Origin of the sequence: Akkermansia muciniphila (genome assembly GCF_002884975.1) — a bacterium.
In the GTDB taxonomy this organism is placed as follows: Bacteria; Verrucomicrobiota; Verrucomicrobiia; order Verrucomicrobiales; family Akkermansiaceae; genus Akkermansia; species Akkermansia muciniphila_C.
The window spans coordinates 979,116-1,000,676 of sequence record NZ_PJKB01000001.1 but is presented as its reverse complement, the minus strand read 5'-3'; the positions used below and the strand labels follow the sequence as shown (position 1 = coordinate 1,000,676).

The following is a 21,561-nucleotide window of genomic DNA, read 5'->3' as shown; positions in this document are numbered from 1 at the left end:
CCAATGGGAAACGGCCGCCATGAGGTGTTGAAACCGGTATTGTGGAACCCGTAACCCTCCGTAGTCCGGTTGAAGCCATATCGTGATGGGATACCGTATTATGGTTTTTTTCCGGCCTGTAGCCGCCTTTTAGAAGTCCAGATGCCTATTTGCCAAGGTTGCAGAGGAAAAAAGGGGAAGAATAGCTCAGGATCGGCTGTGGCAGAGAATGGCCTCTGCCGTGAACAATAAAAAAATTAAGATGCTATTGACATACAACACCGGAGACAATGACTATACGTCATTTTCCAATGTACCTCTATATCAGGTTTATCAACCTGCCGGAGCCAATACCTGCGGTTTCAGTGCATTGATTTATGTATTGAAAACACTTGGTCTGCTTCCAAATTCCTGGGACGCTCCATCCGAGGATGATGTGCTGATGAACGTGGTGAAGGACGCCCTTTCGTGTTCTGTAACGCATATGGGAGAGGTTTTTTGTCCGGAAACATTCCTTCAATTTATTAAATCAAATGTTCCTGCTCTCGAACACAAATGCTCCATCCAGAATTGGGCCTCATCATATACGAAGGGTGGAGAAGATTGGGAACAAACCATAGCGAGGAGTATGATGCACATTATTAATAAGGAGGGAATGGTCATGGTACCTTTCAATGTCGATCGGGACGGACAGCCAAGTCCAGTTCCATTGGAGGGAAAAGCGCATTGGTGCGTGGTCGTGGGGTATGGAGTGGGAACTCCGAGCGGTATTAGCTTTCTTGTCAAACAAGCCGGTGGAGAATACAGAGTGGATGCATTTGATTTGATTCACAGCAATGCCTATATGGGCCACTATCCCTTGAACAGTGATGGGACCCGCATGAAGGAGAATTTTAAGACTTCATTACCAAACGGTTTCCATGTGGAGTACTGTTTCACCAAAAATGAGGCGGAGGAGGTGATGCTGTTAAACAAGAAAATGATTTATTTCTTGCCGTAAGAGGTAAAGTATTCCCTGCAATGGTTTTCTCTTTTTAGAAAACATTTCCCGGAAGGAATCCTGAAAAACAAAAGGGCGTTCCGCTTTAAGCGGAACGCCCTTTTGAACGTGATGGATAATTTTTTTAGTGCGCCTTACAGAATTCTTCGAAGCAGTCCAGCGCTTCCTTCAGCACGTCCGGCTTCTTTCCGTATCTTGTCTGCGTTCTGGTAGAACGGGATAATTTGTCCTTCAATCCATCAGTTTTTTGAGCCGGGGAAGTTCCGGTTCTGCAAAGAACGGTCTGGCTGAATATGCTGAATGGGAAATGACTTTTCTTCCCCTGCTTCAAAAGAAGTTCACATTGAGCCGACGGATTCCAATGTTGCGAGACCCTCGGAGCTGCATAACCAGTTTGGTGAGTTCTTCGTTGATTTTACGCTTGGGACTATGGTGTGGCCACCGGGTTTGCTCTGTAAGTCCTTCTTTCCCTTTTGCTTTCATTGTTTCTTTCTGCTTAAGTGTTGAAAATGATGTCTATGAATCTCACAACCAATTATTTATATGAAAATCGGATTTCCAATCCGGAGACAGGGTCCATGCGTCAACAGTCTGAAAGGAGGCTCCATCCCCGGAACGGGAAATAATATCAATGCAACTAACCCACAACATTTTGATGACAAGCTTTTTTGTTCCTTGAAAAATCCTGATGGCAACAGGAGGGATAGAAAAATTCCCATCTGTTCCTTTCCCGGATTGCATGTCTTCCGTTCATTCAAATTTTCTGTCTATGGGCCAAGGAATTTTGTATTAAATGCTTTTTTTCAAATTTATAGCTTGTCTCCGGATTGGAAATCCGCTAATTTGCATTCATTCCCTACTGGAAAACATGCATTTATATCCATGAATCACTCAGCGTCACGATTTTATCTCCTGTTAAACTTATCCTGTTTTACTGCGTTTGCAGCTCCCCTTCCTGAAGAACATACCTCCTCCATGACTACTTTCTCCCGCGTGCAGCTGCCGATTTCCCGGCCGCAGCCGAATATAGCCTTTCAAGCGTATAACTTCTGAAAATTGCTCCAAATCGACTAATCCGTTTCCAAATCCATTCAATACCATGAGACTACATCTTCCTTCCTCTTTGCTCCGCTACGTGCTTGCCGGCCTGCTCATCTGCACCTTCCCGGCCGCATCTGGTGCGGACTACACTGTGAACAACACCCAGTCCACCATGCCGGGCAGCAACCTGTACGGCACATTGGAAGAATTGCGGGCATCCGGTTTGCTGCGTGCCAAAGACACGGTTGTCCTGCATAACGACGACTCCACGCTGACCGGAGGCCTGAATCTTCTCATTAACGTTCAGTCCGACAACACGGCGGCAGCGCGCACGCTGGATCTGGCTGGACTGGGAGCAACTCCCATGTTTTTCCTGAAGAAAGGAGACCATGGCGCTGACATGAATTCCATTATCTGGGAGAATGCGGGCAACCGGGTTCTGCGTGTGGAGGGATTCGGCAGCAATGCCACTCTGAATCTTACCGGAGCGGTCACGTTCCGCAACAATACGGGAATTTACGATGATTCCACCGCTCCGGGCGGCGGCGCGATTGCCATTCAGGGTCAAGGTCTCGCTTCAGTCTCGCTGGATGACAATGCCGTTTTCATCGGAAATTACGCATCTTCCGCAAGCGGAGAGGTTAGAGGAGGCGCAGTTCTGGCGTTCTCCAACGACGCCCGGATCACTCTGGGCAACGGCGCTGTTTTCCATGCCAACTATGTTTTGGCGTCAGACAAAGCAGGCGGCGCGGGCGGCGCAATGTTTACCAAGGGCGGTTCCTCCTCCATTGAAATAGGCGATGACGCCACGTTCACCGACAACTATGTCCAGGCCGGCAAGTCCAGCTACGGAGGAGCGATAGGAGCCGATAGAAACGCCACCTCCATTACCCTGGGAGACCGCGCGACTTTCAGCGGTAACCATATTTCCACCTCGGCAGACGGAGCAGCCAGTGAAGGCGGAGCGATCAGTACCTACATCACGATCGGAGACGCCTCCGTCACGCTGGGAGACAGAGCCGCCTTTACCGGGAATTACATCTTGGCCGCCGGAACGGGAAAAGGAGCCGGCGGGGCGGTTGCGGTGCGGGCAAATGCAGGCCCTGCATCCCTCACCGTTGGGGCGGGTGCAAGCTTCACGGGCAATTATATCTCCGCGTCATCCGGTGACGGAGGTGCAATCTGGATGTCTTCAGGGGGGGGCTGCACGCTGGGAGCCAACGTTTCCTTCACCGGAAATTACATTCAGGCGTCTTCCGGCAGCGGCGGAGCGATTTACCTGAAGAATCAGCAGCTGACCATTCAGGACGGGGCGAATTTTACGAACAATTACGCGCCCACGGCAGGGGGAGCCATCCTGATCAACAATTTCGGCACCAACGCCACCCAGCAATTCCTGGCGCAGACCCACGACGTTCTTTTCAGCGGCAATATGACAGGGGGAACCTTCACGCGCAACGATAACGGAACGTTTACCGTAGACGGGGGAATAGCCAACGCCATCCATGTTGAAAGGTTAGGCTCTTTGCAATTGGCGGCCGGAGAAGGACGGAACATCCGGTTTGACGACCCGATCACCTCAGGGACGGACTACGCAATAACGCTCGCGATCAACCGGTATACGGATGACGACGGGACTGATCACGACACCTCCGGCACGGTCGTCTTCAGCGGAACACGCTATCAGGGTACGGACGCCCATCTGGTTGCCAGCCGTTACAACAACTTCCGGGGAAAGACCACTGTATACGGAGGCACGCTGGAACTCAGGGACGGAGTCGTTTTCGGCCGCACGGGGAGCATGACGGACACGGGAACCTCCTTTACGCTTAATGCCGGAGCCACTCTTCGAAGCAAAGGCGCCGTCAATGAGATCAACGCCGCCTCGATCGTTCTCAACGGCACGGTAGACACCGAAGGCACGCTCCTGCTGAACGGAAACGCCACAGCCTCCGACGCAATGCTCAAAACCGGACAGGGAGCCCTTGACCTGAGGAATACCGGAACCAATCTGTTCACGAACGGAGTTGCGCTCAACGAAGGCAGCATCCTGATTAACGACATGGAACAGATTCGGACCGGCCCAGGCGCGCACATCACAGGTTCCGGCACACTGGACATCCGGTCCGCAGGTTCCGTAACCCTCTCGGATTCGCTGGCCGGATTTGCCGGAACCATCGCCTTGACAGATACCCGGCTCCGTCCGGACGCCACAGGACAAACCGTGCTCGGCACCGCAACCCTGCGGCTCGGAAGCGGCTCCGAACTTTCCGTTACGGAAAATTTTTCCATCAGCAAGCTGCATCTGGCCGGAGGAACGCTCACCGTCCAGGTGGACGGTGACGCTTCCCGGCTGGAACACCAGCTCTCCGTCTCCGGCAGTCTTGACATCACGTCGGCATCAACGCTGGCCGTCTCCGGTCTGAAAGACAGTCTGGACAACATAACTCCCCAGCCGGGCTTCCTGGACCGCGATCTTCAGGAATTGGCTCTGGATGGCACCATCAACGCGGACGCCCTGCTGGTGGTACAAGCCGGAAACGTCGCGAATACAACTATTCTGGACTTGGTGGACGCCGATACGGGCGAGGCCATCACAGGTGGCGAGGAACGCGAAGTTACCTACCAGGATACCGTTACCGCGACCTACAGCTATATTGCCGTAGCCGGCACCAATGAGCACAGCGGCCAGACAGGTATCCACCTCACCTACGGACTCAAGGAATTGAACATCCACGATGGGAAAACCTGGGTTCTGGACGCTCCGGCCGATCCGGACAGCGACCGGACGCTCATCGCCCGGATTACAGGCGGCGGCGCGCTGCAGCTGAATAGCGACGCGGCCGGCATCACCATCACCTCCGCTGCGAGCCACACGGGGGGAACCCTCATCAACTCCGGCCTGGTCACTGCCGGAGCGGACAACCTCTTCAGCGCCGGAATCCTGGAGGTCAAGGAAGGTGCAACATTCGACACGGCCGCCACCGCACAAACCAACAGCAAAGGATTTATTCTGCAAGGCTTGCTCAAGGGCGACCAGGCATTCTCCAACACGGACGCCATGTATGTCTTCACCAGCGCACAGGTGGAATCGGCGCTTGCCAACACCGGAACGCTCCTATTGGCCAATACAACGGGTACAGGGCAGGACTTCCAGCTTTCGGGAGGCCTGGAGGGCGAGGGAGGGCATGTAGCCTTTGAAGGAAGCGGCCGTGACACATTGAATCTCGGCTCCCTCTCCGGATCGCAGGCCTTTACAATGAACATCAACCTGGCCGCCGGAACGAGCGACCGCATCGCCATCGCCGGGGAGGCTTCCGGCACGCACACGGTTCATTTCATCCTGCAAGGCGGCATTCCCTCCTCTCCGTCCTTCATACACGACATGATTACATGGGACAGTCTGGCGGAAGACAGTAATGCGGCCACGCTCTTTACTGGAACGCTGGATGCGGGTTTTTACTCCTACGGCCTTAAACTCAACGCCGCAGGCAATGGATACGACCTGTCGCCGGAGGGCTACAACAACCTGGGCGGCGTACTGCTCAATGTGCTTGGCTGCATGAGTACGGGATGGTTTGAACAGCTTGACACCCTCTCCAAACGCATGGGAGAGATGCGCATGGGAGCGGACTTTTACAGGCAGCAGGACCAACAGGCCAGGAACGCCGGAGAGGCGCCCAGGGGGCACTACTGGGCGCGCACGGCTTCCGGACGCACGGACACGGACCTGGGCATCGCCGGAGTATGCGGCTTTACGGAATACCAGTATGGGGCGGACAGCGGCGCGGACTGGATTGTTGCATCCGGGAGAAACAGCATGCTGGCTGCCGGCCTCTTCGGAGGATATCGCCGGAGTGACCGCCGCTTCCATGACGGCTGGGGAAGCAAGGGCAGCACGGACAGCGGTTACGGAGGCCTTTACGCCTCATGGCTGCACAGCAGGGGGTGGTTTGCGGACGCGGTTCTCAAGGGAATGAGCTACAATGCCGCATGGACCGCGGTCCAGCCCGGGGGCACGGAACGGGGCAGCTATGACAACTGGGGATTGGGAATGAGCATGGAAGCCGGGCGGCAGTGGAGCAGTGCCGGAGGATGGTTCCTGGAACCCTCCGTGCAAATCGCATGGCTCCATTCCGGCTCCACGCATATCGTCACGAACCAGGGCCTGGAAGTGACGGGAAGCGCAGCCGACATCTGGCAATTTGCCGGACGCCTGCGAGCCGGACGCACATGGAGCGTCAACGGAGGCAGGCAGCTGGTGCAGGGTTACGTGAAAACCGGTGTTACGCAGCAGGCAAGCAATGGCGGTGAAGTAAAGGCCGCCGGCAACCAGTGGCGTCCGAATACGGATGGAACCCGCGGCATGGTTGGCTGCGGCGCGGCATGGCAGCTCAGCGCCCGCGATCAGGTGCACCTGGACTACGAATATGTCTACGGAGACAAATACGATCGTCCCTGGACGATCAATTTGGGATATACGCGGAGCTTTTAGGCACGAAGGAATTCATGTCTCTTCCTCCACCCGGCAAGTTCACTCTTGCCGGGTGTTTTGTTTCTGTCAGTCCTGCCGGAAACTCTTCTCATGAGGAATAAAAAAGACCGCTTCATGAATGAAGCGGTCCTGAAGATTGGAAAAATCAGTATTTGCCGCTTAGTGCGCCTTGCAGAATTCTTCAAAGCGGTCCAGCGCTTCCTTCAGAACGTCCAGCGTGGTGCAGTAGCTGATGCGGATGGCCTTGTCATTGCCGAAGGCGATGCCGGGGACGGCCGCCACCTTGTAGCGTTCCAGAAGCTTGTCGCACAGGTTCAGGGAGGTGAGCCCTAGCTTGCTGGTGTCCACAAAGAAGTAGAAGGCTCCCTGCGGTTCCACGACGCTGACGTTCGGGATGGCGTTGAGGCGGGACAGGACATACTGGCGGCGCATGTCGTATTCGTCGCGCATGTCGCTGATGAAGCTCTGGTCCCCCGTGAGGGCCTCAATGCCGCCGTACTGCGCGAAGGTGCAGACGTTGGAGGTGGTGTGGTCCTGAATCATCTGGATGGCCTTGGCAATGGGGGCCGGAGCGGCGGAGTAGCCCATGCGCCAGCCGGTCATGGCATAGCCCTTGGAGAAGCCGTTGATGGTGATGGTCAGGTCGTACAGTTCCGGGCTCAGGGAGGCGATGCTGACGTGCCTGGTGTCTCCGTACACGAGGTGTTCGTAGATTTCGTCAGCCAGGATGAGGATGTCTTCGCTCAGGGCCACTTCTCCCAGGGCGCGCAGTTCTTCTTCTGAATAAACGGCTCCGGTCGGGTTGTTCGGCGTGGTGAGGATCACCATCTTGGTGCGGGGGGTCATGGCTTCCTCAAACTGTTCCGCAGTGAGCTTCCAGCCGTTTCCCGGCGTGGTTTCCACAATGACGGGAATGCCGCCGCACATGCGGACCATTTCCGGATAGCTGACCCAGTACGGGGAGGGGATGATGACTTCGTCCCCTTCGGAGACGGTCGCCATGATGGCGTTGAAGCAGGCGTGCTTGGCGCCGGCTCCCACGGTGATCTGGCTGGGATCGTATTCCAGGTTGTTTTCCCTCTTGAGCTTGTCGGCAATGGCCTGGCGGAGTGCGGGCAGGCCGGCGGAGGGAGTGTACTTGGTAGCTCCGTTATTCAGGGCCGTGATGGCTGCCTGCTTGATGTTTTCAGGGGTGTCCATTTCCGGTTCACCGCCTGCCAAACCGTAAACTTCTTCACCGGCGGCCTTCATAGCCTTGGCCCGGTTGGTCACCTTGAGGGTCAGGGAAGGGGTCAATGCAGCAATGCTGGGGGAAATCATGTCCATTGTTGTGGTGCGATCGTAGAATTTTGAATGCCCTGGCGGAAAACAGGCTATTCCCCGCACAGGCGGAAAAACTTTACTAAGTGAGCGCACCCCTGGCAAGGAGAATGCTTGTGGAGGCCATTCTTTTTCTTTCAGCGTGCGTGTCTCCCCTTATCAAGGGGAAATTCCGCCGTCAGCGTCTCATGAATTTGACCCGTATGGCGTCCAGTTCCGGCGTTTTCAGCAGGAAAGCCGCGGCCAGGTAAACAATTCCGGCGCAGCCGCAGACCAGGGAAATGCCCAGTATCCTGGCCGGGAAGGACCAGTCCAGAAAGCCCTGGAGGAACCACGTTTTACCCGCCCAGCACACGGCTCCCAGCAGGACTCCCGCCGCCAGAATGCGGCCCAGGCCGGAAACCAGCGTCCGCCCGTCCACGCCGCCCAGCTGGCGGCGCAGGTAAAGGAAGTAGAAGAGGAAATTGAAGGTGGTGACCACGGAGGTGGTCAGCGCCAGCCACGCCGCGTTTTTATGCAGGCCGTAGACAAAGTAGTAGTTGAGGCCTATGCTGATAGCCAGCGCCACGGCGGCGGCGATCAGGGGGACCCAGCGTTTTTCCAGGGCCAGGAAGACGGGCTGGACCACCTTGGTCCCGGCGTAGCCCAGCAGGCCCAGGGAGTAGGCGCCCAGCACCTCCCCGGTGTAGCGCACGGCGTCCTGGTTGAAGCGGCCCCACTGGTACACGGAGGAGACGAATTCCGTTCCCAGGATGAAAAGGATCAGGAACGCGGGCACCGCAAAAAACGCCACCAGCCGAAGCCCCTTGGCAATGTGGACGGCTACTTCCTTTCTGCCGTCCCCCACCATCATGCGGGAAACGGCGGGGAGGACCACCATGCCCGTAGCCACGCCGAAGAGTCCCACGGGAAGCTGCCAGAGGCGGAACGCCGTGGTCAGGGCGGTGACGGAGCCTTTCTGGAGGTCCAGGGCGAAGCCCGTATTGATGAAGATGGTGAACTGCGTGACGCCGGAAGCGAGCACGGAGGGAAGCATGAGCCCCCAGATTTTACGCACGCGGGGATCGTCCCAATGGAAATTGGGCTTCCACCGGAAGCCGGTTTTGCGCAGCTTGGGGAGCTGCACGGCAATCTGGGCCGCCCCCCCGATCGTGACGCCGCAGGCAAAACCGTACAGGGCCTTCGGGCCGAAGGAGGGGTCAATGAAGTACCCGATCAGCAGGCCGAACAGGATGGAGGTGACGTTAAAGGCGGCGGAGGCCAGCATGGGCAATCCGAAAACCCCCACCATGTTCAGCGCCCCCATGACGAGGGCGGACAGGGAGGCGAAGCCGATGAAGGGCCACATGATGCGGCTCAGGTCCGTGGCGAACAGCTGGTCCGTCAGGGAATGGTCCCCGCTGTAAAGGGCCTCCATGACAGGGCCGGCAAACAGGATGCCCACCGTCACGATGGCGACCATCAGCGTGGAAAGCTGCGTGGCTACCTTGTTGGTCAGCTCCCAGGCGGCTGCGTCGCCCTCCGCCTCCCGTGTTTTGGAGGCCACGCTGGTGTAGGACTGGGAAAGGGCCCCTTCCGCAAACAGGTCCCGCAACAGGTTGGGGATACGGAATGCCGTGTAAAAGGCGTCCAGCACCCCCGTGGCCCCGAACAGGGAAGTATATACGATCTCCCGGACCATGCCTGTCAGACGGCAGGCGAAAATGGCGCCGGAGGCCACCAGGCTGTTCCGCATCAGGGACATGAGAGAAAAAGCTTACTTGAACAGTTGGCGGCAGTACGGCTCCACGCGCTTCATGGCCGGGTTGTCCTTCACGGCCTGGTCGCGGTCGTCCCGGCAGGGGAAAAGGTACAGGGCGTAGCCTCCGTAGCCTCCGCCCAGGTATTTTTTGGCAAGGGCGTTCGGGATGTCCGGCAGGGGCTGCATTCCTTCGTCAAGCTGAACGCTGTAGTAAAGGGCCACGCCTGCGGCCAGGGTATTGATGTTGCGTTCCAGCACTCCGGTGCGGGCAATGAGGGAGGATTGGGAGATGCGCACGTAATCGCGCTGTTCGTCCGCCATTCCGGGGGTGTCATGTTCCTCCCCCGTGTACAGGATGGCCATTCTTCCTTCCAGAAAGTCGCCCGTGCCCTTGACGTCCAGCACGGGGGAACTGCCGGAGCGCCACACGCACAGTCCCGTTTCCGCAATGACGGCGGGGTCCTGCCAGCCGACGCCCAGAGCGAGTTCGGAAGCGACCGGGTCGCGCCCTTCCAGCATGGCCCACGCGCCGCTGCCGCCCAGTCCGGAACGTTTTTCATACGGCCATTCGCAGAGGGAGACCATGGGGGTGATGGCGCAGTTGACCACATAGGAGCCTTTTCTGGCGTAGCGGGGAACATCCAGCCATCCTCCGGCAAAGTCCACGCGTAACGGCACGGAGGACGGGGCCTTGATCCGGTTCACCAGCATGGTGGTGGAAACGGGGGCGAATTTGGGGGGCGTCTTGGGAAGCACCACATAATTCGCGCCGACGCGGGCGCACAGCTCCTTCTTGATGCCGCTGTAAAGGTCGTCCTCCGTCACGGCCAGGACGTCCGGTTTTTCCTGAAGGAATTCCTCTTCAAAATCCAGGCCCTTCTTCATGCCGGTGCCCAGAATGACCTTGTCCACCATGCGCAGGCTTTCCAGCAGTACTTTCTTGTGTTCGTCCGGAATGGACGGTTTGCGCTGCTTGTGGTGCCACAGCACGGGTTCCGAGGCAAAGGAGACGATCAGATAGTCGCCCAGGGAGCGGGCTTCTTCAAAAAACTGGATGTGACCGGCGTGGACGATGTCATAGCAGCCTGAAACGAAAACTTTTTTCATGCGCGTGGTGGTAGATAATTAGTCCACGGCAGTATGCCTTATTGCCCTGCCGGATGCAAGAGCGGGGTGGGAGGAGATGAAAAACGCGTTGAGTGCCTGCCGATGGGGGCTGGCGTATGCATGGAGGGAAGGAGTTCCCGGAGCTGTCAAATGACAGGCTCCGGCATCAAGAAATGGAAACGGCGCGGACCGTGAAAAGTCCGCGCCGTTTGTAGGAAAATCAATCCTTCCGGAACCGGTCAGGAAGCCATAGCGTCCTGATAGCGCTGTTCCACGTCGTCCCAGTTGATGAGGCGGCAGAAGTCTTCAATGTAATCCGCCCTGAGGTTCTGGTGCTTCAGGTAATAGGCGTGTTCCCATACGTCGCAGACGAGGATGGGGACGAGACCGGGGATTTCCAGGTTCTGGTGCTTTTCCGCGCCGCAGATTACCAGCGTCTTGCTCATGGGGTCCACTCCCAGAATGCCCCAGCCGGAACCTTCCACGCCCTGGGAGGCGGCCTTGAATTCCTTCATCATGGCTTCCAGTGAACCGAATTTGGCCTTGATGGCGTCCACCAGGGGGCCCTGCGGTTCCTTCTTGGGATCGGGCGTCATGTTGGTCCAGTAAATGGTGTGGAGGACGTGGCCGGAAACATTGAAGGACAGGTTGCGCACCCAGTTGGTGGTGGCGGAGGCGTCCAGCTTGCCGTCCGCGATTTCACGGAGTTTTTCAGCCGCGGCGTTGGCGCCGGCTACATAGGCGGCATGGTGCTTGTCGTGGTGGATGCGCACGGTTTTTTCATCCAGCATGGGTTCAAGCGCGTCGTAGGCGTACGGAAGGGGCGGTAACACGTACTTGCCGTCGGCATAGCCGACCGTGGAGGGATCTTGCTTTTTAGTCATCTTGTGCTGTGGTTGTATAGACGGCCCTGTTGCCCGGGCCTGGCTGATTGTTCCCATGGCCGCCAGTGAAGAAAGTGCAATAAAACGCCTTCTGCTCATGTCCGCACCATGGGAATTCATGGAAGTTTGGACATGGATGGATTTTGTATTGTTCAAAAAACTTAGAGCATCGGGCATTTTTTACTCTTTTTCACCGGAAGGGCCGGAAAAGGAAGTTTTTTATCTCCTCGCGGCCGCTGCGGGGCCCTGGGCTCCGTAGGCGCTGATGCCCCTGACGGCGACGGACTCCGCATCCCCCAGGAAGGATTTGGGCAGCGTCACGCGGGTCTGGCTGCCCGGCAGCAGGATGCGCGTGGCCCACTGGCTGCCGTAGCGCGCCTGGACGGCCCATTTCCGGGAAGGACTGCCGGACGGCTGCCAGGAAAGGGTAACCGTGGAGCCGTTGTCCGCCACGTAAAAGTTCCGCGGCTGTCCCGGGGCGCCGGTCCCGCACCAGGGCATGGCCGGGGGAACGGCCATGGAGGGATACAGCCTGTTCAGGTATTTCTGGATGCCTCCGGCATTCCGCATGATGGATTTGACGCTCCAGAAGCACTGCCCGGGGGCGCTTCTGGCCAGGGAGCGGGAATAGTTGACTTGCGCGGCTATTTCAGAGGCGGGGCGCCCCGGGTCCTCGCTGCTCATGATGCGCGCGGTGGCGATTCCGGGCCACACCGGGCGGCTCGTGTTCTGGGCGGCCCACCACTGCATCAGGGCCGGAAAACTCTGCTTGGGCGGGCTGCACCGCCAGTAAAGCTGCGGGGCAAGATAATCCACCCAGCCTTTGGAAAGCCACTTGCGGGCATCGCAGGCAAGGTGTTCGTAGGCGTCCACCCCGGCCTCAATGCCGCCGGGAACGCCGGGGCGCCAGATGCCGAACGGGCTGATGCCCACGCGCACCCAGGGCTTGGAGGACTTGACGGACTTGTACATGTCCTCCACGAAGTCATCAATATAGGCCCGCCGCTGGGAGGGCGTCTTCCCGTCGCTGAAACTGCGGGGGGACCAGGGATGGCCGGGGGAGGGGTAGGGGTAGAAATAGTCGTCCAGGTGCACGCCGTCAATATCGTAGCGGCGCACGACGTCCAGAATGACCTTCAACGCATGGTCCCGTGAGGCGGAGGCGCTGGGGTTCATCAGCAGCACGGAGCCGTTGCGCTTCATCAGGTCCGGGCGCGTGAGGGAAATGTGGTTGCGCCCCACGGCGTGCTTTACATTCGCCTTTGCCCGGAAGGGGTTGAACCAGGCGTGCAGTTCAATGCCGCGGCGGTGGGCCTCCTGGATGGCGAAAGCCAGCGGGTCATATCCCGGATTGACGCCGGGACCGGAGAGCCACTGGCTCCACGGTTCCAGGGAGGATTGGTACAGGGCGTCCGCGTTCGGTCGCACCTGGAGGAGCACGGCATTCAGTTTCAATTGAGCGCAGGTGTTCAGGATGGTCAGCAGTTCCGTACGCTGGGCCGCGCCGGAAAGTCCGGAACGGGAGGGCCAGTCAATATTGTGGACGGTGGAAATCCACGCGGCGCGGAATTCCTGGGGAGCGGCGGGAACGGCCTCTCCGGAGGGCTGCCACCCCAGCGCCTGGGAGGCCAGGGCCAGCAGGGAGCAGGAAAGGGCGTGGAAAAGGGGAAATCTGGTCATGATGGGATGGTGAGGGATGCTTCCGAGCCATTTAACCCCCATTGGGGGATTCTGTCCATGGCGGATGCCGGAGGTTCCGTCATGGAGAGGCGGCTATGTGCGGCATTCAATGGGAGGAGGAAGCGAGGCTGTTCACCAGGTGGGCGTTGAACCCGGCGCCGAAGCCGTTATCTATGTTGACCACGGACACGCCGTTGGCGCAGGAATTCATCATGGCGAGCAGGGTGGTGACTCCGCGGAAATTGGCACCATACCCCACGCTGGTGGGCACGGCGATCACGGGGGACTTCACCAGGCCCGCCAGCACACTGGGCAGCGCCCCCTCCATGCCCGCCACGGCCACCAGAACGGTGGCCCGGCGGATGGAATCCAGGTGGGAGACCAGGCGGTGCAGCCCCGCCACGCCGCAATCCCGGTACCGGAGCACGCGGCTGCCCAGGAACTCCGCCGTCAGCGCGGCTTCCTCCGCCACGGACTGGTCCGAGGTGCCCGCGCTGACGATGCCGATGAAGCCTTCCGTCTGCGGTGCGGGCCGCAGGATGATACGCATGAGGCGCGCTTCCGGGCGCATGTCCGCCTCCGGAAAGGCGCGGCGCAGGTGGTCCTGGGCTTCTCCGCTCAGGCGCGTGGCCAGCACGTTCTGCCCGGCGGCAAGCAGGCCGCGGGCTATCTCCTCAATCTGGCCCGGAGTCTTTCCGGCGCCGTAAATCACTTCCGGGCATCCGGTGCGCGCCAGCCGGTCGTAATCAATATCCGTATGGGCGGCGGCGGGGGCTGTGGCGGTACGGATTCTTTCCGCCGCTTCCTCCAGGGAAAGCCGCCCTTCCTTAAGCTGATGCAGGATGTAGGTAATCTCATTCATGACGGTTCATTCATGCTGCCTCTGGAATACCCTTCCAGATCCAGGGTAATGTGGCGGAAGCCCAGTTCACGCAGGCGGTGCGCTACGGGCCCGGCAAGCTCCGCGTCCCGGAACAGGCGGCGTTCCGTCTCCGGAAGTTCAATGCGCGCCAGGTCATCCCCGTGGACACGGACGCGGCAGCCTTTCAGCCCCAGGGAGCGGAGGAACGTTTCCGCCATGTCCACGCGTCTCAGCATGGCTTCAGTCACGTGGCGGTTGTGCTCCAGGCGGGTCAGCAGGCAGGCATAGGCCGGTTTTCCGCTGACGGACTCCGGCAGGCCCAGCTCCCGTGCCAGTTGGCGGATGTCCGCCTTGCCCATGGCGGCTTCCAGAAAGGGGGTCAGGATGCCCAGCTCCTGCAGGGCCTTGCGTCCGGGGCGGTAATCGCCCAGGTCATCCGTGTTGGAGCCGTCCGCCAGAAGGGGGAAACCCGTTTCCCCGGCTCTGGCTTTCAGGGCGGAAAACAGGGCGTGCTTGCACAGGTAGCAGCGCAGGGGCGGGTTGTCCGTGATGGAGGCGGGGATGGGAAGGGGGAGTTTTTCCTGCCTGACCTTCAGGCTGAGGCACAGCTCCGTACTGTCCCGCATTTCTTCCTCCATCACGTAAGGCGTTTGTGCGGTCAGGGCCAGGCAGCGGTCCGGACCCAGCACCTTTGCGGCGGCGGCCAGCAGTACGCTGCTGTCCAGTCCGCCGGACAGGGCGACGGCGATGCGCTTCCTGGGAAGCAGGACGGAGCGCAGCTGTTCAAACGGAGTCTGTGGAGGAGGAGTCATGGGAGGAAGGGGGAAAGAGCCCCATTAACTGGCACTGTTCCAGCGGCAGTCCGGTGTTTTCCGCCAGGGTTCTGCAATCTTCAAATTCCGCCTTCCTGTGATGGGGGCGTCCGTTCATGAACGAGGTCTTTACGTGGACCGTGCCGTGCGGCGTGCCCACGGGGGCGCTCTCCCTCCGCAGAATGTGGCGGCTTGCCGCGTGCTGGCGTATCCCCGGCGTGCTGCTGTGCAGGAAGAATGCCTCCCGCACGCGGTCCGCCTGTTCCGGCAGGCACAGGGCGCAGACCTTCACCGCCAGGCGCCCCTTCTTCATGCAGATGGACTCCTGCCAGGCGTCCAGCGCACCGGCTTCCATCAGCTTTTCCGCCAGGTAGGCGGTCTGTTCCGGCGTCATGTCGTCTATATTGGCGCACAGCTCCGTCAGCAATTCCGGGGAACTCTCCTGTTCCTCCGTTTCCACCAGCATCACCCGGAGGATATTAGGCAGGGGGAGCCCCTGGCGGTGGCCTATGCCGTAACCAGTTCCGGTGATGCGGCCCGCCAGCGGGGCAGGGACGGGCTGTGCCATGGCGGCAATGAAAGCGGCTCCGGTGGGGGTGGTGGCCTCATGGGCGGTCCCGTTCAGGGTGGCCTGGAAATGACGTGCCAGCAGGGCCGTGGCGGGGGCCGGAACGGGCATCATCCCGTGCTGGCACCTCACGGTGCCGGAACCCAGCTCCACCGGGCCTGTGAAAATGGAGTCCACCCGGAGCAGCTCCAGGCAGATGGCGGCGCCCGTGATGTCAATGATGGAATCCACCGCACCCACTTCATGAAAATGGACTTCCTCCGGCGTGGTGCCGTGCACCTGCGCTTCCGCCTCTGCCAGCAGGGTGAAAATGGAAAGGGCCGTCCGCTTCACGGCGTCTGAAAGGCCGCTTGCCTCAATAAGTTTGCGGATATCCGCCATGGTCCGGTGATGGTGTGCGTGCCCGTGGCCGGAATGGCCTTCCTCCTCCGTCACCACGTCAACCCGCGTTCCCTGGATGCCGGACTGTGCGGCCCGGCGGCACTCCAGTTTCCATTCGCCGTGCACGTGCAGTTTGGACAGCTCCCGTTCCAGGCTTTCCCGGTCCACGCCCAGATCAATCAGGGCGGCCAGGTTCATGTCTCCGCTGATGCCTGCGCTGCAATCATAGACCAAGGCTTTCATGATTGGGCCAGTGTAGGGGGAAAACCTCCCGGCTCAAGGTCAAAGTGAGCCTTATCGCCGGAGAGTTCCCGGCATCCGGCGGCACTGCTTTAATGGCCTGGCGCGCAGCCATGCAGAGATGGCCTGTGAAATACATTGCTAGAGAACTCCAAATATGCCACACTCCCTGCGGCGCTGACCAGCGCCGGCCCTCGTTCCATATCATGTCCATCCCGTTTTTTTCCAAATTACGATCCCAGAAGCACTATCTTCAACTGGTCAAACCGGAATTGAAGCAGGTTTCTGAGTTTGTGGAAGCCCAGGCATCCTGTTTTGACCCGGAAGTCACCGACTACATGGAAACAGTATGCCAGTCCAAGGGGAAAATGCTCCGTCCGGCCCTGGTTCTGCTGGTAGCCGGCGCCACGGGCGGCATCAAGGAAGCCCACATCCGGCTGGGAGCCCTGCTGGAAATGGTGCATCTGGCCTCACTCGTGCACGATGACGTGATTGACGAGGCTGACAAGCGCCGTGACGAGGCCACCGCCAATGCCCTGTGGGGCAACAGCCTGGCCGTACTGCTGGGAGATGTTCTCTTTTCCCATGCCATGGTGCTGGGCACGGAATTCGGTAGCACGGAATTCTGCCGCAGGCTGGCGAACACCGTCAGGGACGTATGCCAGGGGGAAGTGGCCCAGTCCAGCCGCCTGTATGACCTGAGCATGACCCGCGAGGAATACTTTGAAATCATCCGGAAAAAAACCGCCTCCCTGTTCTCCGCCGCTACGGGCGGCGCGGCGTGGATCTCCGGAGTGGCCCCGGAAGTGGAAAAATCCCTGTACCAGCTGGGAGACCTGCTGGGGGTGGCCTACCAGATTTACGACGACTGCCTGGACATGGTGGGCGATGAAGACGATGCCGGCAAGACGCTCCACACGGACGCCACCAAGGGCAAGCTGACCCTCCCCATCTTCAACCTGCTGGAATGCGGGGACAGGAACGTGGAAGCCACGCTCAGGGACGCCATTGAAAACCGTGAAGTGGTGGATTACTCCGCCTTTCAGGACAACCCCGTTTTTGCGGAGGCTCTGGACAAGTCGATCCAGGTGGCTCTGGAGAAAAACGAGGCTGCCCGTGAAATCCTGTGGCTCCTTCCCCAGACGGAATACCGTGAGGCCCTGGCGGAAATGACCTTCTACATGGACGAACTGCTCAACGACTGCCGTATCTCCTGACCTTCGTCCATATCCTTTCCTTCCATGGAAGGGGGGGCAGTGTCCGGAAATGAACTTCGGCAACCTGTCTGGAAGCCAGAACGCTGTTCATGAGGGCAAGCCCCGCGGGATTTTAAAACCGGGACCGTTTCCCAAGGCTCCTTCCTTATGAAGCGGTCCCTCTATCCGGGCCTGCATGCCCCCTGCTTCACTGGACGGAAAATCCGTTTCCATGGGCTGGCTTTTTAGAGCGGGAGACCGATGAAGATGCCTTGCAGGTCAGCAGGCGCAGCCTCTCCGGCGGCCTGGCGAAGCTTGTGCGGGCAGGATGGCGATGATTTGGTTCTGCAGCAACTGCACTTTGGAGGCGCGCTGTGCTGTGATGTTATTGGTTTGCTGGAGGGGATAACACCCTTGATTGCTGTTACCGAGTTCATCTATATCAAATAACCGGTTTTCTCCCCAGTGCTTGGCGAGCAGTTTGGAGTTATCCGTTGTTGCATATCCGGCAATAACGCACCAATGTGCATGCGGAAGGTCCGTCCACTGGATGCCAGTCCGGGGGAAACCGTGTTTTTCGTTTTGCTTATCATTGATAACTTGAAAAGGAACGAGGGCATACCCTCCCTGATCAATGGTGTCCCGGATGGTTTGTTCATGAAATAACTGGCAGGCGGCGGAGCAGCTTCCGTTGGCTCTCGCATGGATGAAACGGGCAAAATCGTGGGGATGGAAAACTTCCCCCACCTCGCTTAAACAGCCCTCTGCACGATTGGTGAGGGGATATTGAACGGCCAATTTTAAAAGTTCCGTATTCCTCCATGCGGCATCAGGATTGAAGCAATTGAGGACATAGGAGGCTGCGTAAAAGCCGCAGGAGGGGGGGGACGTTTGCCGGTCCATCTCCTCCCGATAGGTATTGGGAACGGTACACATGACGTAGCCTGCGTAATGGGCTGAGGAGAAGGCGAGTATATTTTGGTCCCGTGTCATCTTGATTACCGGGGTTCATGGAGCCGGTGAATGAAGATATACGGCTGGAGGAAAATGCCGGAAAGGCTGGCTTGGCGGGAGGAGGCGTCCGGTTTTTAAAAGGCGCCTAAACCATGTTGGAAAAGGGCCGCCGTATTCAGGATTCGGGGTGTAGCAGTGGCTCGTTTGGAACTATACGGATGGGAACAGGTAGATAGCAAATGGAGAGGGGCAGCGCGTGTTTTGGCGGCGGCAGGGAGCATCCGGAATGGTTTTACGTTTTTCCGCAGGCGTTAGCCGGGCCTGCGAGCATGCGTGGAGGCGGGACGGCTTGCAGGCAGTCGGCTTTCATGCTAAAAAGCGGGAAAGGGAGGTGAAATGATGCGGCGGTCATGGAAGGGAATTTTTTCTGCCTTTTACTTCCCGGAAAACGGTGATTCCAGACCATTGAAACAAGCACGGCACGGCAACTTCCATCAACATGATATGACTGAAAACGAGACCTTTGAAAAAGTGGATTTCCATGAAATGGAGCTGGATGATGAATACTATGATTGCGTATTCGTCGCGTGTGATTTTTCAAAGCTGGTCATCCGGAATACCGATTTTGAGAAGTGCGAGTTCAGGGCGTGCAATTTCACGCTGGCCAGCTTCAAGGGAGCCCTCCGGGATGTTGCCTTTGCCGACTGCAAGATGACTGGCGCAGACTTTACGGACATAGACAGGTTTTCGGACGGCCTGGTCTTTGAAAACTCGCGTCTTGATTATGCCAGCTTTGTAGAAGCCAGGTTGCGGAAAACCGTTTTCCGCGGCTGCAAGATGTATGAGGGGTACTTTAATGACGCGGACATGGCGGAATCCGTTTTTGACCGCTGTGACCTGGAACGGGTTTCTTTCGTCGGAACCAATTTGGAAAAGGCCGATTTTTCAACCTCCTTCAACTTTTCGATCAATCCTGCCATGTGCAAACTGAAAAAGGCGGTCTTTTCCCGGCACGGGCTGGAGGGGCTGCTGGCCCATCTGGACATTGACGTCAGGGGATAGGCCCGCGGCCGCGGTTTAACTGGAATACGGAATAGGCCGTTATAGCGGGTAAAACAAGAGTGCGGGCATTCCCGTTTCAGGAATGCCCGCACCGTTTCAACGCAAGTTAGAATTTGGAATTCCGCTTCTTCACTTCCTCTACAAGCTTGGAAAGGGATTTCCTCTTGTTGCGCTTTTCATGTTCCGAAGCGGAAAAGTATTCCGCTTCCCGCCGGAGCTTCAGGTAGCTTTCATAAACTTCACGGTCCAGCAGGCCGGTGTTCACCGCTTCCAAAACGGCGCAGCCCGGTTCATGGATATGCCCGCAATCCTTGAAACGGCACGCGGCCGCGAAGTCGGAAATATCCAGCGCTTCTGCAAGGGAACCGGGCTGGCCGATCGCCAGGCCGAATTCCCGGACGCCCGGAGTGTCTATTAAAACGCCTGAACCTTCCATCAATACCATTTCCCGGCGGGTGGACGTGTGCCGTCCTTTACCCGTGGAGGAGCTTATATGGGAGGTAGACAGGAGCGGTTTTCCGCACAGCGCATTCACCAGGGAACTTTTCCCGACGCCTGAAGAACCGACAAACACCACTGTTTCCCCTTCCGGGATGGATTCCCGGAGCCGGAGAATCGTCCGGGGGTCATGAATGCTTGTAAAAAATACAGGCATCCGGCGCTCCAGGTGTTTGACCTGTTCTTCAATGCCCTGCCTGTCAAACCCTAGATCGGCCTTGTTCAGCACCAGTACGGGTTTGATCCCTTCTTCCAATATCTGGACCATGAAACGCTCGGCCCTGCGGATATTGAAATTATCATCCAGGCTTTGCACAATGAATGCCTTGTCCACGTAAGAGGCGATCGCCTGCCTGTCGGAAACCGTTCCGCTTTTCTTGCGGTACAGGGTCCGTTCATGGGGCAGCACATCGACGATAATTCCTTTCGTTTCATCAAAGGGCTGGAAAATCACCCAGTCGCCCGTGCAGGGCAGTTCAAAGGCTGATTGTTCATACATCATGTTTCCCCTTAATTCGCACTGGAACACTCCGTTCTCGGAAATGACCTCATAACACGTCCTGTGCACGATGGCGATGCGGCCATGAGGCAGGGCGCTGTATGCTGATTCCCGTTTGAGCCGGCCTAACTTGTCATTCCAGCCGTAAGCATTTAAATGAATCATTGTTCCGTCTTTTTTGCGATGTAAAACACGTAGCCGTAGAATTCCTTGTACCTGCGGTATAATTCCGCTTCATGGCGCAGGGATGCGACTAATTCCGCGGCGGCTTCATTTCCCGGATATTGATGGAGGAAGGCCTCCTGAACGGGAAGCTGCGGGGCGTAATAATGCTCCGTCCAGCAGCTTTCCGGCAGAATGAAGGAAGCGACAGGTACGTACCCGGCCCCCTGTATCTGGGCCATCTTGTTGGGTATGGTGTCTATCTCCGGATACATGTCCATCCAGAAGCGGTGAATCTCTTCCGGACGTTCCGCGGTAAACCACGAGCTTTCGGAAACGGCCAGGTAGCCTCCCGGTTTCAGGAACTTGCGCCATTCGTTCAGCCCCCGTTCAAAGCCGATGTTGTAAATGGCCCCTTCCGACCAGACCAGGTCCAGTTCTTCTTCTGCAAAGGGCAGGTTGTCCATGGACCCGACGATGCCTTTTACCCTGTCCTGCAAGCTTGACTGCATTGCCTGGCGGTTGAAGATGCGAATGAAATCCGGGAACAGGTCAAGCCCCGTAACGCTTCCCTGGACATGTGCGGCCAGCGTCATGGTCTGTCCGCCCGTGCCGCAGCCGAGGTCGGCGATGCGGGATTGTCCGGTCAGATTGTCAATGAAGCCGAGGGCCTTGAGGGTGGCCTCCGGGTTGCCGGGGCCCTGCCGTTCCAGGCGGGAAAAATAATCGCAGATGAAGTTGAAATCGAATTCGTGAATTGTTTTATTTTTGTTGCTCATTAATTTAGTAAATGTTGTATGCCACATGGGCACAGGGGCGCCGTCATCGTGGCAGGTAGATTAACGTTGAAATTCCTATAATACGGAACTTCCTCCCGGAAGGGATCATCCGGGAGCAAACAAAAGGGGACAACCAGTACGGAAAGTACCGGTTGTTTACAAAACCGAGGCCGATTTAAATGAAGGATTAAACATGAAGCAAAGATATTTCATCTTGTGCCGGACAGAATGTGCGGGCCGTGTCCAGATTTCGCACGGTCCGGCTGTCTTTTTCAAGACATTATTGCGTCCGCTGTCCCCC

Annotated in this window: 16 protein-coding genes; 5 read left to right on the top strand and 11 right to left on the bottom strand. The window is 58.0% G+C overall.

Annotated elements, in window-relative coordinates; translation table 11 throughout:
• Positions 1-208 precede the first annotated feature (208 nt).
• The 3 genes from CXU21_RS04040 to CXU21_RS04035 all read left to right on the top strand — a co-directional run bounded on the left by CXU21_RS04040 (position 209) and on the right by CXU21_RS04035 (position 6,515).
• Positions 209-979, top strand: coding sequence for a hypothetical protein (locus CXU21_RS04040; RefSeq protein ID WP_102725138.1), 771 nt, complete (start codon positions 209-211; stop codon positions 977-979).
• Positions 980-1,522: 543 nt separating this feature from the next.
• Positions 1,523-2,032, top strand: a complete 510-nt coding sequence (locus CXU21_RS12325; protein WP_180972624.1) for a hypothetical protein — start codon at positions 1,523-1,525, stop codon at positions 2,030-2,032.
• A 46-nt stretch (positions 2,033-2,078) separates the two neighbouring features.
• On the top strand, positions 2,079-6,515 hold the full coding sequence (locus CXU21_RS04035; RefSeq protein WP_102725137.1) for an autotransporter outer membrane beta-barrel domain-containing protein: 4,437 nt from the start codon (positions 2,079-2,081) through the stop codon (positions 6,513-6,515).
• A 159-nt stretch (positions 6,516-6,674) separates the two neighbouring features.
• Here the strand turns inward: CXU21_RS04035 and CXU21_RS04030 are convergent, their stop codons facing one another.
• The 8 genes from CXU21_RS04030 to larC form a co-directional block, all read right to left on the bottom strand.
• The gene (locus CXU21_RS04030) at positions 6,675-7,841 is read right to left on the bottom strand and encodes a pyridoxal phosphate-dependent aminotransferase (RefSeq protein ID WP_102725136.1); all 1,167 of its coding nucleotides are present in this window, start codon (positions 7,839-7,841) and stop codon (positions 6,675-6,677) included.
• A gap of 172 nt (positions 7,842-8,013) precedes the next feature.
• Positions 8,014-9,579, bottom strand: coding sequence for a murein biosynthesis integral membrane protein MurJ (murJ, locus tag CXU21_RS04025; RefSeq protein WP_102714254.1), 1,566 nt, complete (start codon positions 9,577-9,579; stop codon positions 8,014-8,016).
• Positions 9,580-9,591: 12 nt separating this feature from the next.
• A complete protein-coding gene (locus tag CXU21_RS04020; protein WP_102714252.1) occupies positions 9,592-10,683 on the bottom strand; it encodes an adenylyltransferase/cytidyltransferase family protein in 1,092 nt (363 codons plus the stop codon).
• A 239-nt stretch (positions 10,684-10,922) separates the two neighbouring features.
• Positions 10,923-11,567 (bottom strand): superoxide dismutase, encoded by a 645-nt coding sequence (locus CXU21_RS04015; protein ID WP_102714250.1) that lies wholly within the window; start codon positions 11,565-11,567, stop codon positions 10,923-10,925.
• 219 nt (positions 11,568-11,786) lie between these two features.
• Positions 11,787-13,247, bottom strand: coding sequence for a glycoside hydrolase family 10 protein (locus CXU21_RS04010; RefSeq protein WP_102725433.1), 1,461 nt, complete (start codon positions 13,245-13,247; stop codon positions 11,787-11,789).
• A 106-nt stretch (positions 13,248-13,353) separates the two neighbouring features.
• The gene (gene larB, locus CXU21_RS04005) at positions 13,354-14,109 is read right to left on the bottom strand and encodes a nickel pincer cofactor biosynthesis protein LarB (RefSeq protein WP_102725135.1); all 756 of its coding nucleotides are present in this window, start codon (positions 14,107-14,109) and stop codon (positions 13,354-13,356) included.
• Entirely contained in the window at positions 14,106-14,921 is an 816-nt protein-coding gene (larE, locus tag CXU21_RS04000) for an ATP-dependent sacrificial sulfur transferase LarE (protein ID WP_102725134.1), read from the bottom strand. The genes larB and larE overlap by 4 nt, the downstream gene beginning before the upstream one ends.
• Complete coding sequence (larC, locus tag CXU21_RS03995; RefSeq protein ID WP_102714244.1) at positions 14,893-16,113, bottom strand: nickel pincer cofactor biosynthesis protein LarC; 1,221 nt, start codon at positions 16,111-16,113, stop codon at positions 14,893-14,895. Before larC ends, larE begins: the two co-directional genes overlap by 29 nt.
• Before the next feature lie 203 nt (positions 16,114-16,316).
• Here larC and CXU21_RS03990 point away from each other — a divergent pair, with 203 nt between their 5' ends.
• Positions 16,317-17,327, top strand: a complete 1,011-nt coding sequence (locus CXU21_RS03990; protein ID WP_180972419.1) for a polyprenyl synthetase family protein — start codon at positions 16,317-16,319, stop codon at positions 17,325-17,327.
• A 258-nt stretch (positions 17,328-17,585) separates the two neighbouring features.
• Here the strand turns inward: CXU21_RS03990 and CXU21_RS03985 are convergent, their stop codons facing one another.
• A complete protein-coding gene (locus CXU21_RS03985) occupies positions 17,586-18,242 on the bottom strand; it encodes a hypothetical protein (protein ID WP_146016943.1) in 657 nt (218 codons plus the stop codon).
• 522 nt (positions 18,243-18,764) lie between these two features.
• Here CXU21_RS03985 and CXU21_RS03980 point away from each other — a divergent pair.
• Positions 18,765-19,322 (top strand): pentapeptide repeat-containing protein, encoded by a 558-nt coding sequence (locus tag CXU21_RS03980; RefSeq protein WP_102725132.1) that lies wholly within the window; start codon positions 18,765-18,767, stop codon positions 19,320-19,322.
• A 106-nt stretch (positions 19,323-19,428) separates the two neighbouring features.
• Here CXU21_RS03980 and rsgA read toward each other — a convergent pair whose 3' ends face one another.
• Both rsgA and CXU21_RS03970 read right to left on the bottom strand, forming a co-directional pair.
• Positions 19,429-20,484: a ribosome small subunit-dependent GTPase A gene (gene rsgA, locus CXU21_RS03975; protein ID WP_102725131.1), complete on the bottom strand. Its 1,056-nt coding sequence runs from the start codon at positions 20,482-20,484 to the stop codon at positions 19,429-19,431.
• Complete coding sequence (locus CXU21_RS03970; protein WP_102725130.1) at positions 20,481-21,260, bottom strand: class I SAM-dependent methyltransferase; 780 nt, start codon at positions 21,258-21,260, stop codon at positions 20,481-20,483. The genes rsgA and CXU21_RS03970 overlap by 4 nt, the downstream gene beginning before the upstream one ends.
• Positions 21,261-21,561 lie beyond the last annotated feature (301 nt).

Excerpts from the sequence above, each read along its gene's own strand:
- rsgA (WP_102725131.1), bottom strand. The coding sequence starts at position 20,484 with ATGATTCATTTAAATGCTTACGGCTGGAATGACAAGTTAGGCCGGCTC.
- CXU21_RS04040 (WP_102725138.1), top strand. The coding sequence starts at position 209 with ATGGCCTCTGCCGTGAACAATAAAAAAATTAAGATGCTATTGACATAC.
- CXU21_RS12325 (WP_180972624.1), top strand. The coding sequence starts at position 1,523 with ATGAAAATCGGATTTCCAATCCGGAGACAGGGTCCATGCGTCAACAGT.
- CXU21_RS03985 (WP_146016943.1), bottom strand. The coding sequence starts at position 18,242 with ATGTGTACCGTTCCCAATACCTATCGGGAGGAGATGGACCGGCAAACG.
- CXU21_RS04015 (WP_102714250.1), bottom strand. The coding sequence starts at position 11,567 with ATGACTAAAAAGCAAGATCCCTCCACGGTCGGCTATGCCGACGGCAAG.
- CXU21_RS03980 (WP_102725132.1), top strand. The coding sequence starts at position 18,765 with ATGACTGAAAACGAGACCTTTGAAAAAGTGGATTTCCATGAAATGGAG.
- CXU21_RS03970 (WP_102725130.1), bottom strand. The coding sequence starts at position 21,260 with ATGAGCAACAAAAATAAAACAATTCACGAATTCGATTTCAACTTCATC.
- murJ (WP_102714254.1), bottom strand. The coding sequence starts at position 9,579 with ATGTCCCTGATGCGGAACAGCCTGGTGGCCTCCGGCGCCATTTTCGCC.
- larB (WP_102725135.1), bottom strand. The coding sequence starts at position 14,109 with ATGAATGAGATTACCTACATCCTGCATCAGCTTAAGGAAGGGCGGCTT.
- larE (WP_102725134.1), bottom strand. The coding sequence starts at position 14,921 with ATGACTCCTCCTCCACAGACTCCGTTTGAACAGCTGCGCTCCGTCCTG.
- CXU21_RS04030 (WP_102725136.1), bottom strand. The coding sequence starts at position 7,841 with ATGGACATGATTTCCCCCAGCATTGCTGCATTGACCCCTTCCCTGACC.
- CXU21_RS04035 (WP_102725137.1), top strand. The coding sequence starts at position 2,079 with ATGAGACTACATCTTCCTTCCTCTTTGCTCCGCTACGTGCTTGCCGGC.
- CXU21_RS03990 (WP_180972419.1), top strand. The coding sequence starts at position 16,317 with ATGTCCATCCCGTTTTTTTCCAAATTACGATCCCAGAAGCACTATCTT.
- CXU21_RS04010 (WP_102725433.1), bottom strand. The coding sequence starts at position 13,247 with ATGACCAGATTTCCCCTTTTCCACGCCCTTTCCTGCTCCCTGCTGGCC.
- larC (WP_102714244.1), bottom strand. The coding sequence starts at position 16,113 with ATGAAAGCCTTGGTCTATGATTGCAGCGCAGGCATCAGCGGAGACATG.
- CXU21_RS04020 (WP_102714252.1), bottom strand. The coding sequence starts at position 10,683 with ATGAAAAAAGTTTTCGTTTCAGGCTGCTATGACATCGTCCACGCCGGT.